Below are 25,471 nucleotides of genomic sequence, written 5' to 3'. Positions count from 1 at the left end.
GCTAATCCTATGGTTTAGAAGCGGTAGTGGGAGAAAGCCTTGTTGGCTTCTGCCATGCGATGGACGTCTTCACGCTTCTTAACAGCGGCACCTTTACCCTCTGCCGCGTCCAGAATTTCGCCAGCCAGTCGCTGAACCATGGTTTTCTCGCCACGATTACGTGCCGCATCAACCATCCAGCGCATTGCCAACGCACTACGACGCGAAGGACGAACTTCGACAGGCACCTGATAGGTCGCACCACCAACACGACGAGACTTAACCTCAACCATGGGCTGAATGGTCTCAAGTGCCTTTTCAAACATGTCCAGCGGCGCCTCATTGGAGCGTTCGGCGACGCGATCCAGCGCACCATAGACGATGCGCTCGGCCGCGGATTTCTTGCCGCTGATCATCAGGTGGTTCATGAATTTGGCGAGACGCGTGCTTCCGAACTTCGGATCAGGCAGGATCTCACGTTTTGCTACGATACGCCTTCTAGGCATGACAAGCCCTCTTTTTTAAGGGTCCTTCAGGTAACCCCGGGACAACTTCGCCCGACCTTACTCTTATCAGACCAACATTGAATTTAGGATTTAGGACGCTTGGTGCCGTATTTGGAACGGCCCTGCTTACGATTTTGAACACCGGATGTATCCAGCGCACCGCGCACAGTGTGATAACGCACACCGGGCAAGTCCTTAACTCGACCACCACGGATCAGAACAACAGAGTGCTCTTGAAGGTTATGACCTTCACCGCCGATGTAAGAAGTAACTTCATAGCCGTTGGTCAAACGCACACGGCAGACTTTACGCAGTGCAGAGTTCGGCTTTTTAGGGGTCGTGGTGTATACACGGGTACAAACACCACGCTTTTGCGGGCAAGCCTGAAGCGCGGGCACGTCGCTTTTGGCGACAGGGCGCTTGCGCGGCTTACGCACGAGCTGGTTTACAGTTGCCATTTCTCACTCCAATGAGGGTTTCGACACTTAAAGCAGCAGGAGAGCATAGACTCTCCCACTGTCAAAGGCTGCGAATTTTAGGTTTTTGGGCAATAGGCGTCAAGCCCGCACCGAGCGGCATCGCCCCTCGGTGCCCCACTTCCCTTAAAAATCGTCGTCAGCATCCAGTGCCGTCAGATGCTCGCCAAGTTGCTGTTCGACGTCAACCGCCGACGGATGCGCAAACCGCTCGGCTTCATCACGCTTGCGGCGACGCTCGGCGTGATGCGCAAGGCCGGTACCTGCAGGAATCAGACGGCCAACAACAACGTTCTCCTTCAGGCCGCGCAGATAGTCGCGCTTGCCGGTTACTGCCGCCTCGGTCAGAACGCGAGTCGTTTCCTGGAACGACGCCGCCGAAATGAACGATTCCGTTGCAAGCGATGCCTTGGTGATACCCAGCAACACACGCTCGAACTTGGCCGGGAACTTGCCGTTCGCCTCGGCTGCCGCATTCACCTGAAGCACGCGATCGACATCAACCTGGTCACCCGGGATCAACTCTGTATCGCCGGCATCGAGAATCTCGACCTTACGTAGCATCTGACGCACGATAACCTCGATGTGCTTGTCGTTGATGCCAACGCCCTGCAGACGGTAGACGTCCTGGATTTCGACCGTGATGTACTTGGCAAGCTCTTCAACACCAAGCAGACGCAGAATATCGTGCGGATTGCTCGGACCGTCAGAGATCACTTCACCCTTCTCGACCGTCTCACCTTCAAAGACGCTGATTTGACGCCATTTCGGAATCAGCATTTCGAACGGATCGCCGTCGGCCGGGGTAATCGCTAGGCGACGCTTGCCTTTCGTTTCCTTGCCGAAGCTAACCACACCGGAAATTTCCGCCAGAATGGACGGCTCTTTCGGTTTACGTGCCTCGAAAAGGTCGGCAACACGCGGCAGACCACCGGTGATGTCCTTGTTACCGGACGCCTCAACCGGAATACGGGCAACGATTTCACCAACACCGATGCCGGATTCGTTCTCGACCGAGACGATCGCATTACCCGGCAGCATGTACTGAACCGGCGTATTCGAACCTGGCAGAGAGATGTACTCGCCACGCTCATCGACAAGCATGACCATCGGTCGCTTGTCACGCCCTGCTGCCGGACGGTTACCGCTCTCGATGACCTCGATCGAAGACAGACCCGTCATTTCATCGACGCTGCGGTTAACGGTCAGGCCGTCTTCCATGTCGGTGAACTGCACTCGACCTGCCACTTCAGCAACGATCGGATGCGTGTGCGGATCCCACTTGGCAACGGTCTGGCCAGGTTCGACGTGATCGCCGTCCTTGATGGACAGTTCGGCACCGTAGGGCAGCTTGTAGTACTCGCGCTCACGACCATGCTCATCGGCAACCGCCAGAGCGCTGGAACGCGACACCACGATCAACTTGCCATCGCTGCGCTCGACCGACTTGATGTTATGCAGACGAACACTGCCACCATGCTTGACCTGAACACTGTCGACCGCGGACGCACGAGACGCCGCACCACCGATGTGGAAGGTACGCATGGTCAACTGGGTCCCCGGCTCACCGATCGACTGTGCCGCGATGACACCAACGGACTCACCGACGTTGACCAGATGACCGCGCGCCAGATCACGTCCGTAGCAGTTCGAGCACACACCGTGATTGGTATCGCAGTTGATCGAGCTGCGCACGATGATCTCATCGACACCCATGGTGTCAAGCTTGTCACACCAGGCCTCGTCGAGAAGCGTGCCTCTCGGGATGAGGATATCCTGAGTCTGCGGATCGACCACGTCCTGCGCAACAACACGGCCAAGAACACGCTGGGCGAGCGATACGATGATGTCGCCGCCTTCGATGACCGGATGCAGCGTTACGCCGTTTTCGGTACCACAGTCCTCTTCGGTCACGACCAGGTCCTGTGCGACATCGACCAGACGGCGCGTCAGATAACCTGAGTTCGCCGTCTTGAGGGCCGTATCGGCAAGACCCTTACGGGCACCGTGCGTCGAGATAAAGTACTGAAGTACGTTAAGACCTTCACGGAAGTTGGCGGTGATCGGTGTCTCGATGATCGAGCCATCCGGCTTGGCCATCAGACCACGCATGCCTGCCAACTGACGAATCTGTGCAGCACTACCACGTGCGCCGGAGTCCGCCATGATAAAGACGCTGTTGAACGAATCCTGCTCGACTTCATTGCCGTCTCGATCGATCACGGTTTCTTTCGAAATACCGGCCATCATCGCCTTGGCAACCTTGTCGTTTGCCTTGGACCAGATATCGATGACCTTGTTGTATTTCTCACCTGCCGTTACAAGACCGGAAGAGAACTGAGACTCGATCTCTTTGACTTCGTCCTCGGCCGCATCGATGATCGATTTCTTCGAGTCAGGGATAACGAAGTCGTTGACGCCGATTGACGCGCCCGACCAGGTTGCCAGACGGAAACCGGTGTACATCAACTGGTCGGCAAAGATGACCGTTTCTTTCAGACCAACTTGGCGATAGCCTGAGTTAATCAGCTGAGAAATCGCCTTTTTCTTCATCGGACGATTCACCAGCTCAAACGCAAGCCCCTTGGGTACGATGCGATACAGAAGCGCACGGCCGACCGTCGTATCCTTGAGTGACGTGGATGGCACAAACTCACTGTGCTCATCTTCACGAGTCCACTCGGTGATACGAACGCGAACCTTGGCGTGCAGCTCGACATTTTGAGTACCGAAGGCGCGATCAAGCTCATTGAGATCGGCAAAGACCATGCCTTCGCCTTTCGCATTCACCTTCTCGCGGGTCATGTAATAAAGACCCAGAACGACGTCCTGCGACGGCACGATGATCGGCTCACCGTTGGCCGGTGATAGCACGTTGTTGGTCGACATCATCAGCGCACGAGCTTCAAGCTGCGCCTCAAGTGTCAACGGTACGTGCACCGCCATCTGGTCACCGTCAAAGTCGGCGTTATAGGCCGCGCAGACCAGCGGATGCAGCTGAAGGGCCTTGCCTTCGATCAGCATCGGCTCAAACGCCTGGATACCCAAACGGTGAAGCGTCGGCGCACGGTTAAGCATGACCGGATGCTCGCGAATGACGTCAGCCAGGATGTCCCAGACTTCCGGCACTTCGCGTTCAACCATCTTCTTCGCAGCCTTGATCGTGGAGGCATAGCCCAGCGATTGTAGCTTTGAATAGATAAACGGCTTGAACAGCTCAAGCGCCATCTTCTTGGGCAGACCGCACTGATGCAGACGCAGCTGCGGACCTACGGTGATAACGGAACGACCGGAATAGTCGACACGCTTACCAAGCAGGTTCTGACGGAAACGGCCCTGCTTACCCTTGATCATGTCGGCCAGCGACTTGAGCGGGCGCTTGTTCGAGCCAGTGATGGCACGACCGCGACGACCGTTGTCCAACAGGGCATCGACCGACTCCTGAAGCATACGCTTCTCATTGCGCACGATAATGTCCGGCGCATTGAGATCCAACAGACGCTTCAAGCGGTTATTACGGTTGATAACACGACGGTAAAGGTCGTTAAGGTCAGACGTCGCGAAACGTCCGCCATCAAGCGGTACCAACGGGCGCAGATCCGGCGGCAGCACCGGTAGCACTTCCATGATCATCCATTCCGGGTTGTTGCCGGACTTCTGGAAGGCTTCCATCAGCTTCAAACGCTTGGAAAGCTTCTTGATCTTGGTCTCGGAGTTGGTCTGCGGAATTTCCTCGCGCAGCTGCTCGACTTCTTCATCCAGCTCAATATCAGCCAGCAGCGCCTTGACCGCCTCGGCACCCATGCGGGCGTCGAAGTCATCACCGAACTCTTCAAGCGCTTCGAAGTATTGCTCGTCGTTAAGAAGCTGACCGCGCTCGAGTGTCGTCATGCCGGGGTCGATCACGACGAAGGACTCAAAATAGAGAACGCGCTCGATGTCACGCAGCGTCATGTCGAGCAGCATACCGATACGAGACGGCAGCGATTTCAGAAACCAGATGTGCGCGACCGGAGAGGCCAGTTCGATATGCCCCATGCGCTCACGACGCACGGCAGCCTTGGTCACCTCGACGCCACACTTCTCACAAATGATCCCACGATGCTTCATGCGCTTATATTTGCCGCACAAGCACTCGTAATCCTTGACCGGGCCAAAAATCTTGGCGCAGAACAGACCATCGCGCTCCGGCTTGAAGGTCCGATAATTAATAGTTTCGGGCTTTTTGACCTCGCCGTATGACCACGAGCGAATCATGTCCGGTGACGCCAAAGTAATCTTGATGGCGTCGAATTCGTCGGACTGTGCCTGCGATTTGAGAACTTTGACCAAATCTTTCATAGGGTCGGCTCCGTTGCGGAGTTGTCATGGGCAGGGGGGACGAATCCCCCCCGCGGACCAACAAAGGGTGTTCGGCGAATCGCCTTAGCTTTCAAGCTCGATGTCGATACCCAGCGAGCGAATCTCTTTGACGAGTACGTTGAACGATTCCGGCATACCTGCTTGCATGCTGTGATCGCCATCCACGATGTTCTTGTACATCTTGGTTCGCCCTTCGACGTCATCGGATTTGACCGTCAGCATCTCTTGAAGCGTGTAGGCTGCGCCGTACGCCTCGAGTGCCCAGACCTCCATCTCACCGAAACGCTGACCACCGAACTGAGCTTTACCGCCCAACGGCTGCTGCGTTACCAGCGAGTAGGAGCCCGTGGAACGAGCGTGCATCTTGTCATCGACCAGGTGGTTGAGCTTGAGCATGTACATGTAACCTACCGTCACCGGACGATCGAACTTCTCGCCGGTACGCCCGTCGAACAGCGTCATCTGACCGGAATCCGGCAGATCAGCGAGTCTCAGAAGCCCCTTGATTTCACTTTCCTTGGCACCATCGAAGACCGGTGTCGAAATCGGCACACCCTTCGACAGGTTCTTGGCCAGGGTGATGATTTCATCATCACTAAGCTCATCAAGCGTTTCCTGGCGACCGCCGCTCTCGTTATAGACCTTGGCAAGGAACTCGCGCATTTCGCCGAGCTGCTGATCGCGCGCATTTTGCATCATGCGGTTGATCTTCTCACCAAGCCCCCACGCGGCCAGGCCGAGGTGGGTTTCGAGAATCTGACCGACGTTCATTCGTGACGGTACACCCAAGGGGTTAAGCACTACATCGACAGGCATGCCCGTTTCGTCGAACGGCATATCTTCGACCGGCATGATCGCGGAAATAACACCCTTGTTACCGTGACGACCCGCCATCTTGTCGCCTGGCTGAATCCGGCGTTTAACGGCCAGATAGACCTTGACGATCTTGAGTACGCCCGGCGCCAGATCATCGCCCTGAGTCAACTTGCGTTTCTTGTCTTCAAAACGCTCGTCCATCTCCTTGCGGCGATTCTGAAGCTGCTCGTCGGCCTGAGACAGAAGCTCATTGAGCGTCTCGTCCTGCAGGCGCAGCTTGAACCACTGCTGACGCGGCAGATCATCAAGATAGGCTTCAGACAGTACATCGCCCTTCTTGAGATTCGGGCCACCGTTGACCGGCTGATCGCTCAAGGCACGATGAAGACGCTCAAACGTCGCATCTTCGGCGATACGATAGGTTTCCTGAAGATCCTTGCGCACTTCATCGAGCTGCATTTGCTCGATCGAGAGCGCACGCTGGTCCTTCTCGACCCCGTCACGCGTGAAGACCTGAACGTCAATGACCGTTCCTTTCATGCCCGTTGAGGCACGCAAGGATGTGTCTTTAACATCAGAGGCCTTCTCACCGAAGATGGCGCGCAGAAGCTTTTCCTCCGGCGTCAGCTGGGTCTCGCCCTTCGGCGTGACTTTACCGACCAGAATATCGCCAGGATTGATTTCCGCACCGATATAGACAATGCCGGATTCATCAAGCTTTGAAAGCGCCGACTCACCCACATTCGGAATATCCGAAGAAATCTCTTCAGAACCAAGCTTGGTGTCTCGCGACACGCAGGTCAGCTCCTGAATATGAATGGTAGTGAACCGATCCTCTTCAACGACACGCTCTGAAATCAGAATCGAGTCCTCGAAGTTGTAGCCATTCCAGGGCATGAACGCGAGACGCATGTTTTGACCAAGCGCCAGATCACCCATATCAACGGACGGACCATCGGCCAGGTTATCGCCACGCGCTACCAGATCGCCTGGGCGCACGACAGGCCGCTGATTCATGCAGGTATTCTGGTTCGAGCGCACGTACTTGGTCAGGTTGTAGATGTCGACGCCGGCTTCACCGCCCTCGATTTCATCTTCGCTGACACGAATAACGATACGCTTGGCATCGACCGAATCGACCACACCACCGCGACGCGCTACAGCGCACACGCCGGAGTCACGTGCAACAAAGCGCTCCATGCCGGTACCAACGAGCGGCTTGTCGGCGCGCAGTGTCGGTACAGCCTGACGCTGCATGTTCGAGCCCATCAAGGCGCGGTTAGCGTCATCGTGCTCGAGGAACGGGATCAGCGCCGCCGCAACGGACACGACCTGGCGCGGAGACACGTCCATCAGGGTGACCTTGTCAGGCGTCATGAAGGTGGTTTCACCCTTGTGACGAACCTGGACCAGATCATCAATCAGGTTGCCCTGCTCATCGACCGTGGCCGAGGCCTGAGCGATAACGAAATCGCCCTCTTCGATGGCAGACAGGTTCACAACATCGTCGGTCACCTTGCGGTCCACGACCTTGCGGTACGAGGTCTCGAGGAACCCGTAGCTATTGGTACGCGAGTACGTCGCCAGCGAGTTGATCAAACCGATGTTCGGGCCTTCCGGCGTTTCGATCGGGCACAAACGGCCATAGTGCGTAGCGTGAACGTCACGCACTTCGAAACCGGCGCGCTCACGCGTCAGACCACCCGGACCCAATGCGGAAACACGACGCTTGTGCGTGACCTCCGACAGCGGGTTGTTCTGGTCCATGAACTGGGAAAGCTGGCTCGAACCGAAGAACTCCTTCACCGCCGCCGCAACCGGCTTGGCGTTGATCAGGTCCTGCGGCATCAGGCCTTCGCTTTCTGCCATGGACAGACGCTCACGTACAGCACGTTCGACACGCACCAGACCGACACGGAACTGGTTCTCCGCCATCTCACCGACGCTTCGAATACGACGGTTACCCAGGTGGTCGATGTCATCGACTTCACCAACGCCGTTACGAATGCTGATCAGCTCACGCATCACCGTTACGATGTCGTCATTGGACAACACGCCCTCGCCTTCATCGGTATCCCGACGCAGACGGCGGTTGAACTTCATTCGACCGACACCGGAAAGATCATAACGATCTTCGGTAAAGAACAGGTTGTTGAACAGGGACTCTGCCGCTTCCTTGGTCGGCGGCTCGCCCGGACGCATCATTCGATAAATCTCAACCAGCGCTTCAAGGCGTGATGAGGTGGTATCGAGTTTGAGCGTATCCGAAACAAACGCACCCGTATCGAGGTCGTTGGTATACAACACCTCAAGCGAGGCAATGCCTGCCTGGCCCAACTTGGCGATCAGATCTTCCGTCAGTTCGGTATTGCAATTGCAGATCAGCTCTCCAGTGTTCGGGTCGATCTGATCCTTTGCCAGCGTCTTGCCAAGCAGGTACTCCATCGGAACGTCGAGACGTTCGATACCGGCCTTTTCGAGCTGACGAATATGCTTTTGAGTAATACGGCGACCTTCTTCGACGATCAAGCCACCTTCGTTGTCACGAATGTCGAAGATCGCAGTCTCACCGCGCAGGCGCGCCGGAACAAGGTCAACCGAGAATCCGGATTTCTCAACATGAAATACGGATGTATCAAAGAACTTGCCCAACATTTCTTCTGAGCTGAAGCCCAACGCACGCAGCAGCACCGTTGCCGGCAGCTTTCTGCGGCGGTCGATACGCACGTAGACGTTATCTTTGGGATCAAACTCAAAATCGAGCCACGAACCGCGATAAGGAATGACTCGCGCTGAATAAAGCAGCTTACCGGACGAGTGACTCTTACCCTTGTCGTGGTCGAAAAACACACCGGGACTGCGGTGCAGCTGAGAAACAATGACACGCTCGGTCCCATTGACCACAAAGGTGCCATTTTCTGTCATGAGAGGAATTTCTCCCATGTAGACTTCTTGCTCTTTAATGTCCTTAATTGCTTTGTTCGAAGATTCCTTATCATAAATGATCAAGCGAACCTTGACGCGCAGCGGTGCAGAGTAAGTTACTCCGCGCTGCTGGCACTCCTTGACATCGAAAGCGGGCGTACCAAAACGGTAGCTGACGTATTCGAGCGCTGCATTGCCCGAAAAGCTCTCGATCGGAAACACGGAGCTGAAAGCGGCATGCAGACCGACATCACGGCGCTTTGCAGGCGCCATCTCCTGTTGGAGGAAGTCGTGATAGGAGTCAAGCTGGATGGCCAGCAAGTAAGGCACATCCATCACTTGGGGCAGTTTGCCAAAATCCTTGCGGATGCGTTTTTTCTCAGTGTATGAGTAAGCCATCTGTATTCCCCAGCTTGTTCACCATGAGTGACCGGCACGGTCGGCACGCCGCGACAGGCCCGGCCTGTCAGGCGCCAACGGCAAGCCCTGTGCTCGCCGTTGTTAAATTCGTCCGACACCTCACACCATAACGTTGACTGACGTATTGAGTATGTCGGTAGCAACAGAAAAAGGCTGGCAGCGGTTAATCCGCCACCAGCCGTGGATGCGTTAAGCAGTGCACCCCAACCAAGCAATCATGCGATTACTTGAGTTCTACAGTTGCACCAGCTTCTTCCAGCTTTTTCTTGGCTTCTTCAGCGTCGTCCTTGGACATACCCTCTTTCAGGGTAGCCGGCGCGCCGTCGACAGCACCTTTGGCTTCTTTCAGGCCAAGACCTGTGATCTCACGAACAGCTTTGATGACGTTAACCTTCTTGTCACCAGCAGAAGTCAGAACCAGGTCGAATTCAGTCTGCTCTTCGGCTGCTTCAGCTTCGCCGCCACCAGGACCGGCAACAACAGCTGCTGCTGCAGTAACACCGAATTTCTCTTCCATCGCTTCGATCAGCTCAGCGACTTCCATGACAGACATTTCAGCAACAGCGTTGATGATGTCTTCTTTGTTCAATGCCATGATTACTCAATCCTAAAATCTTTGCGGAGCACCACGTGCTCAATCAATGAATGGATACACCTGCAGAGGACAGCAATTAAGCTGCTTCTTCCTCTTTCTTGTCGCGCAGTGCAGCCAGAGTTCGAACAAGCTTGCCAGCGGAGGCTTCTTTCATTACAGACATCAGCTTGGCGATCGCTTCGTCATAAGTCGGCAGATTCGCCAGACGATCAATATCGCCCGCTGCAATGAACTCGCCCTCGTACGCCATTGCCTTGACTTCGAAAGCCTGCTCTTGCTTAGAGAACTCCTTGAACAGACGCGCACCGGCGCCCGGATGGTCCATGGAGAAAGCCAGCAGAGTCGGCCCTACGAATGCTTCATTCAGGCATTCGTACGTAGTGCCTTCGAGCGCGCGACGAGCCAGCGTATTGCGCACTACGCGCAGCTGAACATTGTTGTCACGAGCCTGTTTGCGCAATTCGGTCATCGCGCCAACAGTAACACCACGAGAGTCGGCAACAACGACGGAGAGTGCAGCGCTAGCGGTTTCGCTGACTTCAGCAACAATTGCCTTTTTGTCTTCGAGACCTAATGGCACTTTACTTACTCCTTCGTACCCGCTTCGATTATCGAGGCGGCGGGGTTACCATCTATCTTCATCCAGGGATGAAGCCTTGAAGATGGCCAGCGCCAGGCGCTGTCACCATCTGCGTAGGCATGTCTTATAACATTAAGCCGAAGCGCCTACGGTCTTTGACGGAACCCCGCGCAAGCACGGGGACCGCAAAGTTTTCCGCTCCAGCCATTATGCTAGAGACGAATGATCGATTGTAACACCAGGACCCATCGTCGTGGAAAGAGAAACCTTTTTCAGGTAAACCCCTTTCGACGTGCTCGGCTTGAGCTTCTTGAGCTCGGCAACCAGAGCATCAACGTTGCCCTGAATAGCTTCAGCGCTGAAACCGACCTTACCGATACCGGCATGGATGATGCCGTTCTTGTCGGTACGGAAACGGACCTGACCAGCCTTGGCATTGTTAACCGCGGTAGCGACGTCCGGCGTAACCGTGCCGACTTTCGGGTTCGGCATCAGGCCACGCGGACCGAGGATCTGACCCAACTGACCGACGACGCGCATGGCGTCCGGCGCAGCGATAACAACGTCAAAATTGAGATTACCCTTTTTGACGTCTTCAGCCAGCTCGTCCATACCAACGATGTCTGCGCCCGCTTCTTTTGCAGCGTCTGCAGCAGCGCCCTGAGCAAATACGGCAACGCGTACGTCATTACCTGTACCGTTAGGCATAACGGTCGCACCACGTACAACCTGATCCGATTTACGCGGATCGACGCCGAGATTGACAGCCACTTCAAACGATTCCTTGAACTTTACAGAAGAAAGTTCATTAAGAAGTGATACTGCCTCTTCAAGGCTGTATGTCTTGGCCGGATCCACTTTCTCGCGGACCGCCTTCATGCGCTTGCTTAGCTTAGCCATTATTAAAGGCCCTCCACATTCAGACCCATGCTGCGCGCGCTACCAGCAATGGTACGCACCGCCGCATCCATGTCAGCCGCAGTCAGATCCGGCTCTTTCGTGCGAGCGATCTCTTCGAGCTGCTCGCGAGTAACTGTACCGACCTTGGTCTTGTTCGGAACACCAGAACCCGACTTGATGCCAGCTGCCTTCTTGAGCAGGACAGCCGCGGGCGGCGTCTTGGTGACGAATGTGAAGCTACGATCTGAATAGACCGTGATAACGACAGGTGTCGGAAGGCCCGGCTCGATATCCTGAGTCGCTGCGTTGAACGCTTTGCAGAACTCCATGATATTGACGCCGTGTTGACCAAGAGCCGGACCTACGGGCGGACTCGGGTTGGCCTTACCGGCTGCAACCTGCAGCTTGATATACGCTTGGACTTTCTTAGCCATTTTCTACTCCAGTTGGGTTATAGCGCCTGAACGGCTCCCCTGTTTTCATCCACCGAACCGGCGGACACAAACCAGACTACTCTTTCTCTACCTGAGAAAACTCGAGCTCGACAGGTGTTGCACGCCCGAAGATAAGCACGCTGACCTGAAGACGACTTTTCTCGTAGTTGACCTCTTCCACCACACCATTGAAGTCGGCAAAGGGACCATCGGTTACACGAACGGTCTCCCCTGCATCGAACATGGTTTTCGGACGAGGACTTTCACTACCATCCTGCACGCGCTGCAGAATTGCATCCGCCTCGCGCGTTGTGATCGGAGCCGGCTTTTCCGGCGTTCCGCCAATAAAGCCCATGACGCGGGGCGTCTCATTGACGAGATGCCAGGTCTGATCGGTCATTTCCATCTCGACCAGAACATAGCCCGGGTAAAACTTGCGCTCACTCTTGCGGCGCTTGCCATCCCGCATTTCGACAACCTCTTCCGTAGGAACAAGAATTTCCCCGAAAAGATCATCGACTTCATAAAGCTTGACCCGCTCCCTCAAGGAGCGCATCACATATTTCTCAAAACCAGAATAAGCGTGTACTACATACCAACGCTTAGCCATGACGCCTCCTAACCAATGATGCCCGACACCACCCAACCAAAGAAGGTGTCAATGAGCCAGAGCACCAGCCCTACAACCAATACGGCAACCAGTACAATAGCTGTTGTTTGAAACGTCTCTTGACGACTGGGCCAGACAACACGCTGAATTTCTTTACGTGAGTTCTTGGCGAGCGCAGACAGCTCCTTCCCCTGTTTCGTCATTAACGCAACGAACGCTGCCAACAGGCCGAGCGCGGTAATCCCGAGCACACGGTATAAAAGTGCAAGATCGGAGAAGAAGGAATTACCAACCACTATCGCCGCCACAAGAACAACAACAACCGCCCATTTCAACGCATCATGGCGCGATTCCTGCACTTCAGCCTCATGCTTCATGGAAACAAAACTCCCTAGGGCGTGCGACAGCTATTCAAAACGATTTGGACATTTCAGGAGGCTACCATCTTGCAGATGGCAGGCCAGGAGGGAATCGAACCCCCAACCTGCGGTTTTGGAGACCGCTGCTCTGCCAATTGAGCTACTGGCCTATTCAACCCTCAGAGCCTGCTAAGCGGCGGGAATACTACGCCCCTATTAACCACCTTGCAACCTTCGAGAAGTAGACAGGAAATTCATGCAACAAGACAATACACATATGGAGCTCATGGACGGAATTGAACCGTCGACCTCACCCTTACCAAGGGTGTGCTCTACCCCTGAGCTACATGAGCCTATCTGGAGCGGGCAGCGGGGATCGAACCCGCATCATCAGCTTGGAAGGCTGAGGTTCTACCATTGAACTATGCCCGCCAGCCAAGTGATATCTTGAAGTTGGTGGAGGGAGAAGGATTCGAACCTTCGAAGCTCTCGCGGCAGATTTACAGTCTGCTCCCTTTGACCACTCGGGAATCCCTCCAACTGGCGACGCATTCTACATTTGATGAATGCGATGTCAAGCCCTTTCGAATTCAGTAACCTGCATCCGCAGGGGCTCGCCTCAAGACGGTGCGCATTGTGTCAAAGCAACGTGGAAAATGCAAGACCTGCGCGTATCCTTTCGATCGATGGCGTATCAGGCAGCGCCGGCGCCCCACTAAGCCGCCCGGCACGCTCTGCGTTTGTCATGGGAAACAAGGCCTCGAGTCCGCCATACACCATATCGGGCCAGAGTGCGTGCGGCACACCAAGTGCAGTCGATACCACCCGCGCATCGCCTCCGGTCAACATCAACGGCAAGGCGACCGACTCCTTATCGCACACGTCGCAGTAGATGCGCTGGATGGCACTGATGGCCGCCATAAATACGCCGTGGTTAACTGCATCCACCGTGTTACGCCCCGGAGAATGAAGCTCATCAACAGCTGCGTCCGGGTCGATACTCACGCGCCGAGTGCCAAGCTTGAGCGTTTCCTTCATGAGACGAAGCCCAGGGATGATGTATCCCCCCAAATGCTGACCACCGGGAAGCACGAAGTCGATCGTAATGGCACTGCCACAATCCACGACGCAGCACCCCCCCGTCAACTGATACCCCGAAAGCACCCCCAGCCATCGATCCACCCCGAGCTTTGCCGGCGTATCATAACCACACGTGACACCCAGTGCCTCGACACTAGGCCGGGCAACATAGATGGAAGGAATGCGCTTTTTAAGCAACGCAACCGTTTCCTGAAGAACCTCATTTTGGGCAACACTTGAAATTCGGACCCGCTGAATCACTTCGAGATCGGGAATATCCGCTCCAGGGCGCCACTCTTCACGCGTCCAGACAGCTCCACGTGACCGTATCTCACTGGAAATTGGATCCTTGAGCCGCCACTTGGAGAGCGTATTACCTATATCAAGGTCGAGTATCATGCACTCTCCCTTACCGTCACTTCGCCTCCGCTGAGCCACTCGATCACACCGTCTCGCTCCACCTGTAATCGACCGGACTCATCCACACCCTGGGCTAACGCTTGAAAGGCATCGTTGCCTTGGGCAACCATGATTTCGCGCCCCTTGAAGGCATGATAGGTATTCCATCGATCGGCAAACGCTTCGAACCCGGCCGCCTCAAACTCAGGCATCAGCTTCAAGAGCTGCTCGAGCAACTCCGAAACCACCCCGTTTCGATCAAGCTCTGCGTAATCCCGCACACCAGCAACCGGCTGAATAGCGGCCAGTCGCGCAGGGTCCGGAGCATCCATATTGAGCCCGATGCCGACAACCACATCGCAGGGCCCCTCCATGTCACCTCGAACTTCAAGAAGATTGCCGCCCAGTTTGAAAAAGGCGCCGGATTTTTCAACGAGCACATCATTGGGCCACTTAAGCTTGACCGGCACACCATGACCCGAAAGAAGGTCGGCCACGACCACCCCGACGGCAAGACTCAGCCCCTCAAGCGCAGCAACGCCCTTGGAGAAACGCCAGCCCATCGATAGATAGACGCCCTGACCCCAGCTACTGACCCATGCTCGCCCACGACGACCACGGCCTGCAGTCTGGACTTCAGCCAATGCGACTTCGCCATGGCCGGCCCCGTGTACAAACCTGTCGAGCATGAACGCATTCGTTGACGGGAGCGAGTCCTCAACAAACAAGCGCGTCAGCCCTCGCCGAGCTTCACGCCCCAATCCGGCAATGATCTCGTTTCCATTGAGCGGGCCACGCCCCTTCGGCACGCGATACCCTCGCCCTCGAGTGGCCTCAATCGGTATTCCCATCTGCTCAAGCTTTTTAAGCTGTTTCCAGATCGCGGTTCGTGACACCCCAAAATACTCACCCAGCTCTTCTCCGGAATGATATTCGCCATCACACAAAAGCCGAAGCAAGTCTCGCACGGTCATAAAAGCGACCCTATTGATAAGCTAAGTTCGACATTCTATCCAAAACCCGACGCGCAATGCGAAAACAAAAAAGGGGCGCCGAAGCGCCCCTTGAGTCAGAAGAATCAATGATAGCCTTCGCCGACCCTAACCTTGCCCTTGAAGACTCGATAACTATAAAAGGTATATGCAAGGATCACTGGAATCAGTACGCAATATCCGACGATCAAAAAGCTCTGACTTTTCGGGGAGGACGCCGCCTCCCAGACCGTAATGGACGGCGGTATCAATAGCGGGAAGAAGCTGATGATCAGGCCAATTAGACCCAACACGAACAAGGCAATGCTTTTAACAAAGATCAACTTTTCGTGACGCTCGATGATGCCCTTGATAATGCTGTACACCAACGCAAGAAACATGATCGGCATGATCGCAAGCCACAGCATGTTCGGCATGGTGAACCACACATCGAAAATGCGTGAGTTGGCAAGTGGTGTCCATAATGAAACCACCGCCATGGCCACGGCTAAGAGGATCGCGAACGGACGAGCAAGAAAGTAGAACCGCCGCTGTAGCCCTCCTTCGGTTTTGACAATCAACCAAGATGCTCCCAGAAGACCATACCCAAGCATCAAGGCAACGCCTGTAAACAATGAAAATGGTGAGAACCAGTCGAAAGTGCCGCCGGCGTACTGACGATCAACAACCTGGACACCCTGGATGATGGCACCAAGCACAACCCCTTGAGCGAACGTGGCTACCATTGAGCCTGCGCTAAACACAATATCGAAAAAGGGGCGACTTCGGTTCGACTTGAAGCGAAACTCGAATGCGATACCGCGAAAGATCAACGCCAGCAGCATCAGGATCAGCGGCAGATACATGGCCGGCAGATAGACGGCGTACGCCAATGGAAACGCGCCATACAAGCCAGCGCCTCCCAAAATCATCCAGGTCTGATTGCCATCCCATACCGGCGCCACCGAGTTCATCATGACGTCACGGTGCTGATCATGCTTCACGAAGGGAAATAGAATACCCACTCCCAGACTGAAGCCATCCATCACAACGTACATGGTAATGGCAAAGCCGATCAGAAAAAGCCAGATAACCGGTAAATCGAATGCCACATTCATGACCGAACCTCCTCATCGTCCAACTCCTGCTCGACCACAGAGAATGGCCGTTTGGGATGGCGCTCATGACCCGGCCCGCCGTCCGGCACATCACCCATGGGCTCCTTGCGGATCAGTTTGGCCATGTAATAGATACCAATACCGAAAATGATGGCATAGACCACAATAAACCCGCTCAGACTTGCCGCCACGCTCCCCGCATTCAGCGGCGACACCGCATCGACTGTTTTTAAAAGCCCGTAAATGACCCACGGCTGCCGGCCAGCTTCGGTCGTCACCCACCCGGCAACGATCGCAATGAATCCGATGGGAAGCGTAAAAAACGTCAGCCGATGGAACCAGCGCGTGTCATAAAGGCGTTTGCGCCACCGAAGGAAAAGTCCCAGTACACCAATGCCCAGCATGGCCATTCCAAGCCCGACCATTATACGAAACGACCAGAACACAAGCGGAACGTCCGGCCATTCATCCTTTGGAAAGCTGTTCAGCCCCTGGATCTCACCGTGCAACGAATGCGTAAGATAGAGGCTCGCCAGGTTTGGAATCTCAAGCGCGTAATCGTTCTGCGCGGTTTCCATGTTCGGAAGCGCAAAGAGGGTCAGCGGCACGCCCGTCTCGCCCGATTTCGGCCCCCAGTAGCCCTCCATCGCAGCCAGTTTGGCCGGCTGATGCTCCAGTGTATTCAAACCATGCGCGTCACCCACCATGATCTGAATCGGCAAGGTCACAACGGCCATCCACATGGCCATGGAGAACATCTTGCGAGCCGCCTTGTCCGTCTTGTCGCGAAGAAGATGATAGCCGCCGACTCCTCCTACCACGAAGCTGACCGAGATGAACGCGGCAAGCACCATATGCAGAAGCCGATAAGGGAACGAAGGATTGAACATGATTTCCAACCAGCTGACCGGCTCGAAACGCCCATCGACCATCTCGAACCCGGCCGGCGTTTGCATCCAGCTGTTGGACATCAGTATCCAGGTCGCGGAGATCAGAGTACCGATCGCAACCATGCATGTAGCAAGGAAATGAAGCCGCTTACTCACGCGCGCCTGTCCGAACAGCATAATCCCAAGAAATCCTGCCTCGAGGAAAAACGCGGTCAGTACTTCATAAGTCAGAAGGACCCCGGTGATGTCACCTGCCTTTTCCGCAAAGCCACTCCAGTTGGTACCGAACTCGTAGGCCATAACGACCCCAGAGACGACGCCCAATCCAAACGCCACGGCAAAAATACGAATCCAGAAGTGATAGAGCTTTATATAGACATCTTTGCCGGTCTTGAGCCAAAGCCCCTCGAGTACCATCAAGTAGCTGGCAAGCCCGATAGAAAAAGCCGGAAAAATAATATGAAACGACACGGTGAACGCGAATTGAAATCGCGCCAGGTCGATGGCGTGCAAACCAAGCATGATCCAGCCCTCTTGCGCCGATAAGCGTTAGTACGGTCAAGAGAGAACACTAAGGTAACTGAGGGATAAATAAAAACGAGTGCGTCAACGTGACACAGAACGTGACACCGCTGATCTTGAAGGTAGGCTGCAAGTAAATCGGCTACTTGATCGTGAAGATATTGAAATATCGATCTGTTTTTTTAAATCCCACATTTTCTGCATGGCTATTGGTGGGATATTAGCAATCTCTGACAAAAAAAGAAACCGGCCGAGCCGGTTTCCTGTTTACGCAGTAGGTTGATAATCAACCGCCATTGCAAAACTCATGACCATCACAATGATGATGGAAAAGAAAAACAAGCGCCGAGCCCATTGCGCATCATCTGTTCGCGCTTTGGGGCACACCGCAAGATACAACCAGTACCCACCAAGAAACAGGGCAACCACAAAATAGAAGATGCCTGTATATCCCAGCAATGTCAGCGCCAGAGACGCGATCCAGAACGCTACGATATAGATCTTGATGTGCTTTTTGGCCGTCTTTATACCGTGCTTGACCGGCAGCACGGGAATCGATGCAGACGCGTAATCGTCGTAACGAAATATGCCGATTGCGTAAGAGTGCGGCATTTGCCACAGGCTAAAGATGATCAGTAGGCACAAGGCAGCCGCATCGAATTGTCCTGCAACCGCGCAATAGCCGATCACAGGCGGGCACGCCCCCGAAATACTTCCGATTAATGTGCCATGAACCGACCCACGCTTGAGCCAGAGCGTGTAGAGGAAGACGTAAACGAAAAAGCCGATCATTGCGAAAATGACAGCGACGGCATTGGTGTAAAGCGCCAACACCCCCACACCTGCAAGCCCCAACACTATCGAATAAGGCAGGCAGATGGCGGGTGAAATAAGCCCCTGCACCAACACGCGCTGTTCGGTTCGCGCCATTCGACGATCGATATCCCGATCAACGTAGTTGTTGACCACACACCCAGACGCGATGACCAGCGATACACCGATCAACGTGGCAAGGAAAAGGGGCCAATCCGGGCTTCCTTGAGAAGCCAGGAAAAAGCCCCCTGCTACAGATATCAGATTGCCGAAGATAATGCCTGGCTTCGTTATCTGAACATAGTTTTTCAACATTCAGCCACTGAGTCTCAGCCCATCATCATGTTGTAGTTCAGATTCAACATGATCCACAGCGAACCAATGACCAGGATAGCCACCATAATGACGGTATAAACGAACGCCATTACGTTCCACTGTTGCTCGGAAGAACGGTTCATGTGAAGGAAGTAGACCAGATGCACGAACAGCTGAATGAACGCGAGCACAAAGATGCTGATCGCGGTCACGCTTTTCGAAAATGAGCCGCTCATGACCATCCAGAATGGGATGACAGTCAAAATGACCGACAGGACAAACCCTACAATGTAGGATTTGACAGTCCCATGGCTCGCTCCACCGTGTGAAGTATGCTCGTTATGTGCCATTACAACACCCCTAACAGATAGACAACGGTAAACACGAAGATCCAGATGATGTCCAGGAAGTGCCAGAACAGGCTCAGGTTCATCATTCGTGTATTGTTGTTGGTATCAAGACCGTTCTTTTTGATCTGAACCATCATGACGACCAACCAGATCAAGCCGCAGGTCACGTGAAGACCGTGAGTTCCTACCAGCGTAAAGAACGCAGAGAGAAACGCGCTGTTGTGCGGCCCGAACCCTTCGGCAATCAAATGATGGAATTCGTAGATTTCCATGATGATGAACGAAAGGCCCAGCAGGAATGTCACGAACAGCCAGCCAAGCACCGATGACTTCTTGCCATGATGGCCTGCAATGGATGCAAGACCAAAGGTAAAGCTGCTCACCAGAAGGATCATGGTTTCGGTAAGAACGAAGGGCAGCTCAAAGATTTCGGCACCTGTCGGACCGCCGGCATAACTGTTCGCCAGCACTGCAAACGTCGCAAAGATCGTTGCGAACAGAATGCAGTCCGTCATCAGATAGACCCAAAAGCCAAAGACTTTCATGTCTGATGCATCGTGGTGCTCGTGCTCATGCCCGTGGGCATGAGCGTTGTGGTTGTTTACTGCTTCAGTCGACATAGTTCACGCCTGATTTGCAATGTTTTTGAGATGTTCGGACTCGATACGCTCGACTTCTTCAGCCGGGACGTAGTAATCGATGTCATCGTTGAACATACGAACGATTACGGAGATCAAACAGCCGACCGTGCCGACAATCGCCAACCACCAGATATGCCAGATTAGGGCAAAACCGATCACCAGGCTGAACGCACTGATGGTAAGTCCTGCAGCCGTATTCTTAGGCATATGAATTTTCTGATACCCCTGAGGCGTGTGGTACGCATCCTTGTTTTCTTTCATGTCCCAGAATGCGTCACGCTCTTTGACAACCGGCGTATGCGCGAAGTTGTAGAACGGGGGCGGTGAAGACATGGACCACTCAAGGGTACGAGCGCCCCACGGGTCACCGGTCACATCACGGTTTTTGTGACGCTGCATGACACTCACGACGATCTGAAGCAGCTGGAAGCCGATACCGAGCGCAATGATGCCCGCACCGATAGCCGCAACGATCAGGTAAGCCTGCCATTCCGGGTTATCGTAATGATTCAAACGGCGCGTCATACCCATGAAACCGAGTACGTACAGCGGCATGAATGCAAAGTAGAACCCGACGAGCCAGCACCAGAAGGCACACTTGCCAAGACGCTCGTTCAATGTGAAGCCGAACGCTTTCGGGAACCAGTAGGTAAAGCCGGCCAGATAACCGAAGACCACACCACCGATGATGACGTTATGGAAGTGCGCGATCAGGAAGAGACTGTTGTGAAGCACAAAGTCTGCGCCCGGAACCGCCAGAAGAACACCGGTCATGCCACCGATGGAGAACGTCACCAAGAAGCCCAATGTCCAAAGGATCGGCGTCGTGAAACGAACGCGCCCCTGATACATCGTGAACAGCCAGTTAAAGATCTTAACCCCGGTCGGAATGGAGATGACCATGGTCGCGATACCGAAGAACGCGTTCACATTGCCACCGGCACCCATGGTGAAGAAGTGGTGCAGCCAGACAATAAAGGACAAGAAACCGATTGCTGCTGTTGCATACACCATGGAGGTGTAGCCGAACAGACGCTTACTGCAGAAGGTTGCCGTCACCTCGGAGAAGATACCGAAGGCAGGCAGAATCAATATATAGACCTCTGGATGGCCCCACGCCCAGATCAGGTTGACATACATCATCATGTTGCCACCCAGATCGTTGGTGAAGAAGTGCATCTCCAGATAACGATCAAGCGTAAGCAGACCAAGCGTTGCGGTCAGGATCGGGAATGCTGCCATGATCAGAACCGCGGTAACCAGGATGGTCCAGGTAAAGATCGGCATTTTCATCAGGCTCATGCCAGGCGCGCGCATCTTCAAGATGGTGACGAAGAAGTTCACCCCGGTCAGAAGCGTACCGATGCCCGATATCTGTAGTGCCCAAATGTAGTAATCCACGCCTACGCCTGGACTGTACTTGATTCCCGATAAGGGCGGATAAGCAAGCCAACCTGTCTTTGCAAACTCACCCAGACCGAGGGAAAGGTTGACCAGGACAACACCTGCAAAGAACAGCCAGAAGCTCAGCGAGTTCAGGAACGGGAACGCAACGTCGCGCGCACCAATCTGAAGCGGAACCACGATGTTCATGAGACCGATCATGAACGGCATGGCCATGAAGAAGATCATGATAACGCCGTGCGCCGTGAAGATCTGATCGTAGTGATGCGGAGGCAGGTAGCCTTCGTTGGCTCCGTTGGCAATCGCCTGCTGCGAACGCATCATGACGGCATCGGCAAAGCCACGCAGAAGCATGACCATGGCGACGATGATATACATAACGCCAAGGCGTTTATGGTCCACGCTGGTCAGCCACTCTTTCCAGAGATAGCCCCATTTGCGGAAATAGGTAAGTGCGGCGGCCATAGCCAGACCACCCAGGATAATAAACCCGATGGCCCCCATGATAATGGGCTCGTGGTACGGCACCGCTTCAAGCGATAATTTTCCGAACATGTTTACTCCTCGGCACCTTGATGATGCATACCTTCATTTCCGCCTACGCTCTGCCCGCCCATGTACTTCTGGATGATGCTGGCAAAGAGGTTTGGCATCACGGTCGAATAATATTCTACTGGCGCGTCTTCGCTCGGCTTGGCTAGCTGGTCATAAGTGGCCTGATCGAGCTGCTTGGAAGACTGCTTGACGCGATCGACCCACGAACCGAACTGATCATCGCTATACGCATGAGCAGTGAAGTCCATTCCCGAGAACCCAGCACCGCTGTATTGAGCCGAGAATCCGTGATAGTCGCCAGGCTCACTCGCCAACAAGTGCAGGTCCGTTTCCATACCTGCCATGGCATAGATCTGACTGCCAAGCCGCGGGATAAAGAAGGAGTTCATGACCGTGTCGGACGTGATCTGGAAATGCACCGGACGATCGACCGGGAACGCCACTTCATTGACGGTCGCGATCTGCTGTTCCGGATAGATGAACAGCCACTTCCAGTCCAGGGCCACAACGCGGACGTTCAACGGCGCCTTCTCATGATCCAGTGGTTTGAACGGATCAAGCGAGTGGGACGTCTTCCAGGTAATGATCGCCAGAACGAGAATGATGACACAGGGAATGCCCCATACAACGGCCTCGATCTTATTGGAATGCGACCAGTTGGGAGAGTAAGTAGCATCCTTGTTGGACGCCCGATACTTCCAGGCAAAGATAAAGGTCATCGCGATAGCAGGAATAACGACGATCAACATCAGCACGATGGCTGTGATGATCAAGGTCTTTTGCTGCTCGCCAATAGGTCCTTTCGGATCCATGAGCGCCGCGTCACAACCACTCAAAAGCATGGCCGTGCCGGCTAGTAAGGCTAACTTTTTGAAAAAGCTAGTATAGTTCGATTTTCTCATCTCGCACTCTCTTGAACGACCTGCACGATCAACTCACTTCTTTATGAGACCTCATGCCTTTACAGAGGACGTAGCCCCTGCCCTTTTGCACTTCATACAGCCAGGATTGATCGCATGAAATGCATTCCATAACCCCACGCATCGACACAGTTGTTACTTGTGACTGATGGAGTTGTCCCCATATAAAAGATGCGGGCAACACGATTCGCGGGAGTCCAGCTAGATAAACGGCAGAAACATACGCTCAATGAAAGGCGACGGAGCGCAACCGGTCGGACTGCACATCGCCGATAGGCTAGCTTTCAGCGCCAGCGAGCTTCGGTGCGAAATCACAACGCTCAGGAACTCGCCGTGTTTGCTGCTGTCTCAGCCACTTAGCGGGGTTCATATTATAGATAGCGGACAGGCCCCGACAAGCACCCGATGCACTAAAAACATACATCTTGTATGCTTTGCCCTGCCTAAAAGCGCGCTACTACGCCAGTTTGGCTCGCACCCCGCGCGACATTATGCCACACACATCGCATGAACCGGATCAGAACCTGCGTGTCTGACCCGAGACTTGGATTCTATTAACCTGTAAAACGTTGGTCGCATATGAAAAAGCCCGCCCTTCTTCCTATCGAACTTAGAGCGATAGTAGGCCTTTCAAGCCTTTACGCGGTTCGTATGCTCGGGCTCTTCATGCTGCTTCCAGTGCTCGCCCTGTACAGCAGTCACCTTGATCATGCGACGCCGACCTTGATTGGTATTGCCCTTGGCGTCTACGGGCTTACTCAGGCCATTTTGCAGATTCCCTTCGGCATGCTCTCCGACAAGATCGGCAGAAAGACGGTGATCAGCCTGGGGCTTGGATTGTTCATCATCGGCAGTATTGTTGCGGCATTGTCCGAATCCATTTACGGCGTTATTGCCGGTCGGGCCCTGCAGGGCAGTGGCGCTATTGCCGGGGCCATCATGGCCCTGCTGGCAGATCGGACGCGGGAAGAAGTCAGAACGACTGCCATGGCGGCAGTAGGCATGAGCATCGGACTGGCTTTTGCTGCTGCGATGGTGGCAGGCCCCGTACTTGCACGATTCACAGGGCTTGAGGGCATTTTCTGGGCAACCGCAATCCTTGCCACATTGAGTCTGGTCGTACTTTGGAAACTTGTGCCTGCCGCGCCCCCCAAAAACCACCATGACGTTGGCTTGAATCTGGGTCAGATCAAAACCGTTATTACTGAACCCAACCTGCTCCGGCTCGATTTTTCGATCTTTTCACTGCACCTGATCCTGACAGCTTGTTTTGTAGCCATCCCGATCCGTTTGAAAGCGATCGGCATTCCCGCAATGGATCATGGCTTCATTTATTTGCCTGTCATGGCGGTCGCGTTCGTTGCGATGGTGCCGTTCATAATCGCCGCCGAAAAATATCGCAAGATGAAGCCCGTCTTCATGGGGGCAATCGCCACATTCATCATCGCCCTTGCCTTGATTGCACTGCTGCCCTCCAAGCTGTGGGGGCTTATAACCTTGCTTTGGGTATTTTTCATCGCCTTCAACCTCATGGAATCCATGCTGCCATCGATGATCAGTAAGATTGCGCCTGCAGGCGCAAAAGGAACGGCCATGGGTCTCTATTCGACCAGCCAGTTCCTGGGCGCCTCTGTGGGCGGTGTTGGCGGCGGAGTCATTGCCTCATCGTTTGGCACTAACGGCGTATTCTGGTTTACAAGCCTTGTGGCCATTATCTGGTTCATTGTGTGCGCACCACTCAAAACACCACGACACCTCTCAAGCGTTCTTCTGCCGCTGTCGGATGACCAGCTCAAAAGCGTTGAGAGCACGCGCACCACATTGCTTAACCGCCCAGGCGTTGAAGATCTTTATATTGCTACCGATGAGGGTGTGGCCTACCTGAAAGTCGATCGAGAGCGTTATGAGAGTACTGAAGCGAAAGAGGCATAAAGGTTTGGTCAGACAGGTTTTGACCAGACAACCAATGCATGACATGAAAGCCTTATGAGAGAAAAGAAAGGGGCATAGCAAATTCCCTTTTCATAACATTCTTAAGGCTATTTCCTTTCCCTTTAGGTGCATTCAAGGCGCATTTAAAGGGCATTCCTCCTCGTAAGTCCCCTATTCCTGTCGCGTTCGACCACTCACCGGTCGATTCTCTCCTGCACCAAGCTGAGGCCAGCAGCCAGCAGCCAGCATCGTGACCGCATGTCGCCGCTCAGTAAGCTCTTCCTTGACCCTGAGTCTATTGCAGACCAGTCAAGCTTCAAGCTTACTATCGCCGCTTGATGCAGCCCCTTTTAAGCATAGAGACATCGCCAGCTTGAGCTCGATGAACGACGAAAGCTCTTATTGAGCCTCTTAAAGGAAATTGATCGCACCCAAGAACCACCGCGGTTGTGTTGTTATGTACTCGCGCAGGGCTTTACGCACGGGGTATATTTCAGGCATAAAAAAAGGCCCCGATCGATTGATCGGGGCCTTGGTATAGATGCCTGACGATGACCTACTCTCGCATGGAGAAGCTCCACACTACCATCGGCGCGGGG

Annotated in this window: 20 protein-coding genes and 4 tRNA genes; 1 reads left to right on the top strand and 23 read right to left on the bottom strand. The window is 54.2% G+C overall.

Features of this window, described 5'->3' with window-relative positions; genetic code table 11:
• Positions 1–14 precede the first annotated feature (14 nt).
• The 23 genes from rpsG to cyoA all read right to left on the bottom strand — a co-directional run bounded on the left by rpsG (position 15) and on the right by cyoA (position 22,922).
• On the bottom strand, positions 15–485 hold the full coding sequence (gene rpsG / locus NAT23_RS12660) for a 30S ribosomal protein S7 (protein WP_251595310.1): 471 nt from the start codon (positions 483–485) through the stop codon (positions 15–17).
• Positions 486–568: 83 nt separating this feature from the next.
• Positions 569–943 carry a 30S ribosomal protein S12 gene (rpsL, locus tag NAT23_RS12655; protein WP_251595308.1) on the bottom strand — a complete coding sequence of 125 codons (375 nt, stop codon included), beginning with the start codon at positions 941–943 and terminating at the stop codon, positions 569–571.
• Positions 944–1,087: 144 nt separating this feature from the next.
• On the bottom strand, positions 1,088–5,302 hold the full coding sequence (gene rpoC, locus NAT23_RS12650; protein ID WP_251595306.1) for a DNA-directed RNA polymerase subunit beta': 4,215 nt from the start codon (positions 5,300–5,302) through the stop codon (positions 1,088–1,090).
• 84 nt (positions 5,303–5,386) lie between these two features.
• Complete coding sequence (gene rpoB, locus NAT23_RS12645; protein ID WP_251928900.1) at positions 5,387–9,463, bottom strand: DNA-directed RNA polymerase subunit beta; 4,077 nt, start codon at positions 9,461–9,463, stop codon at positions 5,387–5,389.
• A 244-nt stretch (positions 9,464–9,707) separates the two neighbouring features.
• Entirely contained in the window at positions 9,708–10,079 is a 372-nt protein-coding gene (gene rplL, locus NAT23_RS12640; protein ID WP_251928899.1) for a 50S ribosomal protein L7/L12, read from the bottom strand.
• 76 nt (positions 10,080–10,155) lie between these two features.
• On the bottom strand, positions 10,156–10,659 hold the full coding sequence (rplJ, locus tag NAT23_RS12635; RefSeq protein WP_251595300.1) for a 50S ribosomal protein L10: 504 nt from the start codon (positions 10,657–10,659) through the stop codon (positions 10,156–10,158).
• A gap of 207 nt (positions 10,660–10,866) precedes the next feature.
• Positions 10,867–11,559, bottom strand: coding sequence for a 50S ribosomal protein L1 (gene rplA, locus NAT23_RS12630; protein WP_251595298.1), 693 nt, complete (start codon positions 11,557–11,559; stop codon positions 10,867–10,869).
• Positions 11,560–11,561: 2 nt separating this feature from the next.
• Positions 11,562–11,993: a 50S ribosomal protein L11 gene (rplK, locus tag NAT23_RS12625; protein ID WP_251928898.1), complete on the bottom strand. Its 432-nt coding sequence runs from the start codon at positions 11,991–11,993 to the stop codon at positions 11,562–11,564.
• 76 nt (positions 11,994–12,069) lie between these two features.
• Complete coding sequence (gene nusG, locus NAT23_RS12620; protein WP_251928897.1) at positions 12,070–12,603, bottom strand: transcription termination/antitermination protein NusG; 534 nt, start codon at positions 12,601–12,603, stop codon at positions 12,070–12,072.
• Between the two features lie 8 nt (positions 12,604–12,611).
• Positions 12,612–12,980 carry a preprotein translocase subunit SecE gene (gene secE, locus NAT23_RS12615; RefSeq protein ID WP_251595292.1) on the bottom strand — a complete coding sequence of 123 codons (369 nt, stop codon included), beginning with the start codon at positions 12,978–12,980 and terminating at the stop codon, positions 12,612–12,614.
• A 76-nt stretch (positions 12,981–13,056) separates the two neighbouring features.
• Positions 13,057–13,132, bottom strand: a tRNA-Trp gene (locus tag NAT23_RS12610).
• Positions 13,133–13,240: 108 nt separating this feature from the next.
• A tRNA-Thr gene (locus NAT23_RS12605) sits at positions 13,241–13,315 on the bottom strand.
• 5 nt (positions 13,316–13,320) lie between these two features.
• Positions 13,321–13,394, bottom strand: a tRNA-Gly gene (locus NAT23_RS12600).
• Between the two features lie 22 nt (positions 13,395–13,416).
• Positions 13,417–13,500, bottom strand: a tRNA-Tyr gene (locus tag NAT23_RS12595).
• A gap of 101 nt (positions 13,501–13,601) precedes the next feature.
• The gene (locus NAT23_RS12590; RefSeq protein WP_251928895.1) at positions 13,602–14,441 is read right to left on the bottom strand and encodes a type III pantothenate kinase; all 840 of its coding nucleotides are present in this window, start codon (positions 14,439–14,441) and stop codon (positions 13,602–13,604) included.
• The gene (locus NAT23_RS12585; RefSeq protein ID WP_251928893.1) at positions 14,438–15,415 is read right to left on the bottom strand and encodes a biotin--[acetyl-CoA-carboxylase] ligase; all 978 of its coding nucleotides are present in this window, start codon (positions 15,413–15,415) and stop codon (positions 14,438–14,440) included. Before NAT23_RS12585 ends, NAT23_RS12590 begins: the two co-directional genes overlap by 4 nt.
• 104 nt (positions 15,416–15,519) lie before the next feature.
• Positions 15,520–16,530, bottom strand: coding sequence for a cytochrome d ubiquinol oxidase subunit II (gene cydB, locus NAT23_RS12580; protein ID WP_286010038.1), 1,011 nt, complete (start codon positions 16,528–16,530; stop codon positions 15,520–15,522).
• A complete protein-coding gene (locus NAT23_RS12575; protein WP_251928892.1) occupies positions 16,527–17,942 on the bottom strand; it encodes a cytochrome ubiquinol oxidase subunit I in 1,416 nt (471 codons plus the stop codon). Before NAT23_RS12575 ends, cydB begins: the two co-directional genes overlap by 4 nt.
• Before the next feature lie 267 nt (positions 17,943–18,209).
• Positions 18,210–19,070 (bottom strand): heme o synthase, encoded by an 861-nt coding sequence (gene cyoE / locus NAT23_RS12570; protein ID WP_251928890.1) that lies wholly within the window; start codon positions 19,068–19,070, stop codon positions 18,210–18,212.
• A gap of 14 nt (positions 19,071–19,084) precedes the next feature.
• On the bottom strand, positions 19,085–19,420 hold the full coding sequence (locus NAT23_RS12565) for a cytochrome o ubiquinol oxidase subunit IV (RefSeq protein ID WP_251595282.1): 336 nt from the start codon (positions 19,418–19,420) through the stop codon (positions 19,085–19,087).
• Entirely contained in the window at positions 19,420–20,040 is a 621-nt protein-coding gene (gene cyoC, locus NAT23_RS12560; RefSeq protein ID WP_251928881.1) for a cytochrome o ubiquinol oxidase subunit III, read from the bottom strand. Before cyoC ends, NAT23_RS12565 begins: the two co-directional genes overlap by 1 nt.
• 3 nt (positions 20,041–20,043) lie before the next feature.
• The gene (gene cyoB / locus NAT23_RS12555; protein ID WP_251595277.1) at positions 20,044–22,020 is read right to left on the bottom strand and encodes a cytochrome o ubiquinol oxidase subunit I; all 1,977 of its coding nucleotides are present in this window, start codon (positions 22,018–22,020) and stop codon (positions 20,044–20,046) included.
• A 2-nt stretch (positions 22,021–22,022) separates the two neighbouring features.
• On the bottom strand, positions 22,023–22,922 hold the full coding sequence (gene cyoA, locus NAT23_RS12550; protein WP_251928880.1) for a ubiquinol oxidase subunit II: 900 nt from the start codon (positions 22,920–22,922) through the stop codon (positions 22,023–22,025).
• Positions 22,923–23,519: 597 nt separating this feature from the next.
• Here cyoA and NAT23_RS12545 point away from each other — a divergent pair.
• Entirely contained in the window at positions 23,520–24,872 is a 1,353-nt protein-coding gene (locus NAT23_RS12545; RefSeq protein WP_251928879.1) for an MFS transporter, read from the top strand.
• The last annotated feature ends 599 nt before the right edge of the window (positions 24,873–25,471 follow it).

It is taken from the genome of Larsenimonas salina, from assembly GCF_023736155.1.
GTDB lineage: Bacteria > Pseudomonadota > Gammaproteobacteria > Pseudomonadales > Halomonadaceae > Larsenimonas > Larsenimonas salina.
This window is presented reverse-complemented; position numbering and strand designations above follow the sequence as displayed.